The organism is Streptomyces adustus (genome assembly GCF_009377175.1).
GTDB classification, from domain to species: Bacteria; Actinomycetota; Actinomycetes; order Streptomycetales; family Streptomycetaceae; genus Streptomyces; species Streptomyces adustus.
The window spans coordinates 1-2,790 of the sequence record NZ_VJZD01000482.1 but is presented as its reverse complement, the minus strand read 5'-3'; the positions used below and the strand labels follow the sequence as shown (position 1 = coordinate 2,790).

3 protein-coding genes are annotated in these 2,790 nt (G+C 74.4%); all 3 read right to left on the bottom strand.

The window, feature by feature from the left end:
• On the bottom strand, positions 1-1,094 hold a 1,094-nt coding region (locus FNH09_RS45855), incomplete at its 3' end, for an ABC transporter permease subunit (protein ID WP_162470104.1).
• Positions 1,087-1,977 (bottom strand): branched-chain amino acid ABC transporter permease, encoded by an 891-nt coding sequence (locus FNH09_RS45850; protein ID WP_152895789.1) that lies wholly within the window; start codon positions 1,975-1,977, stop codon positions 1,087-1,089. The genes FNH09_RS45850 and FNH09_RS45855, both read right to left, overlap by 8 nt.
• Complete coding sequence (locus FNH09_RS45845; RefSeq protein ID WP_152895788.1) at positions 1,974-2,768, bottom strand: ABC transporter ATP-binding protein; 795 nt, start codon at positions 2,766-2,768, stop codon at positions 1,974-1,976. Before FNH09_RS45845 ends, FNH09_RS45850 begins: the two co-directional genes overlap by 4 nt.
• Positions 2,769-2,790: the final 22 nt, after the last annotated feature.

The window sequence follows — 2,790 nt, the reverse complement described above, 5'->3', positions numbered from 1 at the left end:
GTGGCGGACGAGGTGGCAGGGGCGGACGGGGTTGCGGGCGGCTCGGTCGTGGGCGGGGTGCGGCGCCGTCGGACGAGGGCCATGGCCCGCCGGGCCAGGCCGCTCAGCCCGTCGGGGGCGAAGAGCAGGACGAGGACGACGGCGGCGCCGTACAGATAGCGCGCGGCCTCGGTGGGTCCCACCGCGTGGCCGGGCGCGCCGGGTGCCGCGACCAGGGGCAGCTGGTCGGCGTAGCGGGCCATGAGCAGGGGCAGCGCAGTGACGAAGACGGCTCCCGCGACGGCGCCCGCCACCGAGCCGAGTCCGCCGATGACGATCATCGCGAGGTAGTCGATGGACAGGGCGAGGCCGAAGTAGTCCGGCACGATCCGGCGGAAGACGAGCGCGAGCAGGACCCCGGCCAGGCCCGCGTACATGGAGGAGACCACGAAGGCGGCAGAGCGCCGACGGGCCACCGGGACGCCCATCACGGCCGCGGCGGTCTCGCTGTCGCGCAGCGCGGTCAGCGCCAGGCCGGGGCGGCCGGCGAGCAGGTTGCGGGCGGCGAACCAGCCGGCGCCCAGCAGCGCCAGCGCGAGGTACCACAGGCGTTCCTCGGCGCCGAACGGCACGCCCAGCACGATGAGTTGCGGGTCGGTGCCGGTGAAGGTGAAGCCGCCCAGGGACATCGGCGGCACGGACCGTCCGTTGAAGCCGCCGGTGAGGGTGTCGGCGTTGAGCATCACGTGCCGGCCGAGGAAGACCAGGGCGAGGGTCGCCACCCCCAGGTAGACCCCGCGCACCCGGCCGGCCACCGGGCTGAACAGCCCGCCCGCCACCCCGCTCAGGCAGACCGCGAGCACCAGGGCGAGCGGCGGCGGCAGGCCCGGCCCGGGTTCCCCGGCCAGCCACACGTAGCCGTAGGCGCCGACCGCGAGGAAGAAGGCATGGCCCAGGGAGAGCTGGCCCGCGGTGCCGGTGAGCAGGGTGAGTCCGACGGCGCCCAGCGCGGCGGCCATCGAGAACAGCCCGACCTGGAGCCAGAACGCGCCCAGGTAGAACGGCAGCGCGCACAGGACGAGCACGGCGGCCACTGCGGCGAGACGTCTAGACACGGGCCGCCTCCTTGGTGCCGAAGAGACCGGCCGGCCGCACGAGGAGCACCAGCACCATCACGGCGTACGGCACCACGTCGCCGAAACCCGCGCCGAGCGCGGAGAGTTCGGACTGGTAGCCGGCCGCCAGCGCCTCGGTGACACCGATCAGCAGGCTGCCGGCGAGCGCGCCGGGCGGCGAGGCCATCCCGCCGAGGATCGCGGCGGGGAACGCCTTCAACGCGATCTGTCCGGTCGTACGCTCCAGCCCGGGCGCCGGGAACGCGGCCAGGAACACGGCGGCGAGCGCGGCGAGCGCACCGGCCAGGCACCAGGCGAGGGTGCGGATCCGGGCGAGCCGGATGCCCATCAGGGCGGCGGCCTCCTGGTCCTCGGCGGCGGCGCGCAGCGACAGGCCCCAGGGGGTGAACCGGAACACGGCGAAGACCGCGGCGATGACGGCCGTCGACACCAGGATCGAGGCGATCCGGCTGTCGGCGACGGTCACCGGGCCGAGCCGGGTCACGGCGGAGCCCCAGGGGTCGCCGAGGGTGAGCAGGTCCCCGCCGATGCGGCGGGTGAGATCGGTCATCAGCAGGATGTCGACGCCGATGGTCACGATGGTCAGCACATGCGCGGCGGTCGGGTCGACGCGGCGCAGCAGCAGGACGTCGATCAGGCCGGCCGCCGCCGCGGTGGCGAGCACCGCCAGGGCGAGGGCGCCCGCGAAGCCGAGGCGGTCGTGCAGCACCGCGGTGAGATAGCCGCCGAGCAGCAGCAGCGAGCCGTGGGCGAAGTTCATCACCGCCGAGGCCTTGAAGATGATGACGAAGCCGAGGGCGACCAGGGCGTAGACCGAGCCGAGGGCGAGTCCGTTCAGCACGGTGTCCAGGGCGGTGCTCATGCGATGTGCTCCCGGGAGGTGGTCGGGGTGCCGAGGTAGGCGCGGCGCACCTCGGGGTCCTGGCGGACCCGGTCCGGGGTGCCTGCGGCGATACGGCGGCCGAAGTCGAGGACGGTGACCTCGTCGGCCAGCCGCATGACGAGTCCCATGTCGTGCTCCACCAGTAGGACGGACAGGCCCAGTTCGGCGCGGACGGTGCGCACCACCTCGACGGTGCGGGCGCGTTCGCCGGAGTTCATGCCGGCCACCGGTTCGTCGAGCAGCAGCACCCGTGGTTCCAGGCACAGGGCGCGGGCGAGTTCGACCCGTTTGCGGTCGCCGTAGGAGAGCAGGGCGACCGGGGTGTCGAACAGCGGCCCGAGGCCGGTGAGTTCGGCGATCTCCCGGGCCCGGGCGCGGTGCTCGCGCTGCTCGCGCACGGTGCCCGGCAGCCGCAGGGCGGTGGCGGTGAATCCCGCGCGGCCCAAGGCCTGCCGGCCGAGCATCAGGTTGTCGCCGACCGTGCCGGCCGTGGTGACGATGTTCTGGAAGGTGCGGGCGATGCCGAGCAGGGCGATCCGGTGCGGGGGCAGCCGGGTGAGTTCCCGCTCGCCGAGGCGGACCCCGCCCCGGCTGGGGCGGCACAGTCCGGACACGACGTTGAAGCAGGTCGACTTGCCCGCTCCGTTGGGCCCGATCAGCGCGTGCACGCTGCCGGGCGCCACGGTGAAGCCGACCGAGTCCAGCGCGGTGAGCCCGGCGAACCTGACGGTGACGTCCTCGACGCGCAGGGGCGGGGGCGGGCCGCTCATGGGGCACCCTGCCCTTCGGCGG

What these genes read in the sequence shown, in the direction of transcription:
- FNH09_RS45845 (WP_152895788.1), bottom strand. Translation starts at nt 2,768, where the DNA reads ATGAGCGGCCCGCCCCCGCCCCTGCGCGTCGAGGACGTCACCGTCAGG.
- FNH09_RS45850 (WP_152895789.1), bottom strand. Translation starts at nt 1,977, where the DNA reads ATGAGCACCGCCCTGGACACCGTGCTGAACGGACTCGCCCTCGGCTCG.